This window comes from Bradyrhizobium sp. 76, assembly GCF_023073025.1.
GTDB lineage: Bacteria > Pseudomonadota > Alphaproteobacteria > Rhizobiales > Xanthobacteraceae > Bradyrhizobium.
In genome coordinates this window covers 1-1,601 of sequence record NZ_JADPIS010000161.1, presented here as the reverse complement: position 1 = coordinate 1,601, position 1,601 = coordinate 1, and the positions used below count along the sequence as shown (strand labels likewise).

Below are 1,601 nucleotides of genomic sequence, written 5' to 3'. Positions count from 1 at the left end.
GCGGTTCAGTGTCTGGTCCCGGACATTAACGTCTTCAGCCGGACACGGCTGAACACGACAACGCGGAATGTTGAATGACGTTGGCGGCCTCTCATGCCGAACTCGAACATCTGCTCCAACGGCCACCTTACGACCGAATCGCTCGGCTCATGAAGGCAGCGTCCCGGCACGTGACGGATATGCAAATGAACTCGTCGCTTTCTTGCGGCGCGGTGGCCACGGAGCGACTTCGATCTATTGGCAGCGCTCGGCGCGGACTTGCCAGGCGCGGTGCGTGTCGTACCGAGCGACGAACTCGGGCGCAGAGCATCGGCGCGGCCGACTCTTCGGTCAAGGTACCGTGGATCATTCTGCCCGGTTTCATCGATCTCCATGACCATCTCACCTGGAATATCCAGCCGCGATGGCTGACCGGTCGGAGTTTAACAACTGCTATGAATGGTAGGATTCGCGGAATAGGACTGCTTGCTGAACAATCCGCACTGCCGGGCAATCCCGACTTTGGCCTGCGAAGCGGAGATGTACGCGGAGATCAAGGCGCTTGCCAGTGGGGCGACCTCGGTCCTCGGGGATTGCTGAGCAGCGATAAGAGCTCTGCAAACCAGCCGTGCGTGCGGGACTTGCCCGAAACCTGGATAGGGGGATGCCGGCTTCTCGCAAAGCAACCGGTCTCCGACCGGCCTTGCGCCGGGCAGCCTCAACCTGCACGCACCAAGCCCATTGGCACTTGCTGCGGAACGCGCCTCTGTGCAAGACAATTCGTCCCAGAACGGCAGTAGGGAAACCGCACTGTGACAGCTTCTCTTGATGGCGAAATTCGCGACGGCGGCCATCATATGCAGGTCCGCGTCTATTTCGAAGATACTGACTCCGGTCAGATTGTTTATCACGCAAATTTTTTGCGCTTCATGGAACGCGGTAGAACGAACTACTTGCGCCTGCTCGGAACCACTCAGCAAGCGCTACTCAGAGAAGCCAAGAAAGATGCGCCCGGCTTTGCCTTCGTTGTCCGCTCCATGACGATCGATTTTCTAAAACCGGCGGTCTTGGATGACCTGCTTGACGTCGTCACAATCCCGCAAGAGGTGAGGGGAGCGTCGATTGCGTTGCTGCAGGAATGCAGGCGCGGAGACGATCTCCTAGTCACGGCGCGTGTACGCGTGGCGTTTATTTCAGCCGGAAAGGCGCAGCGCATCCCGAAGTCGCTGCGGCTCGCTATGGAAGGGCTTCGATAGATCTGCCGCTTAGTTCAAGCTTTTGGCTTCCAGCGCCCCACTGAAATCAAGACATTAAGCTTCTGTTGCGACCTAGTCAAACCAGTGTTCGGGGTAATCGGCATCCAATCGGGGCTCTGACGCATATTCGATGATCGTGATTGTTTTTATGGCGCGCCAATCAGCCTAGCCTGAAGAAGATCGAGCTTAGCGCGCCCGTACATCTGCCGTTCGACCAGCTTGAGCTTGGCGATGTGAGCTTTCACTTGGCCATTGGACCATGGTTGCGTAATAGCAGCGTGCACCGCGCCCTTATCGTTGGCGATCCCATTCGCGAACGAGGCAATGAGGCTTGCGGGACATGGGCCTACAAGGGGTCTGAACCGT

Annotated in this window: 1 protein-coding gene and 1 pseudogene; one reads left to right on the top strand and one right to left on the bottom strand. The window is 57.8% G+C overall.

Annotated features, from left to right (window positions below; translation table 11 throughout):
• Window positions 1-791: 791 nt before the first annotated feature.
• Window positions 792-1,235: a tol-pal system-associated acyl-CoA thioesterase gene (gene ybgC / locus IVB48_RS40725; protein ID WP_247348833.1), complete on the top strand. Its 444-nt coding sequence runs from the start codon at window positions 792-794 to the stop codon at window positions 1,233-1,235.
• A 146-nt stretch (window positions 1,236-1,381) separates the two neighbouring features.
• On the opposite strand, the pseudogene IVB48_RS40720 reads toward ybgC, so the two are convergent.
• Window positions 1,382-1,601 (bottom strand): annotated as a pseudogene (locus IVB48_RS40720) (ISL3 family transposase); the annotation flags it as partial.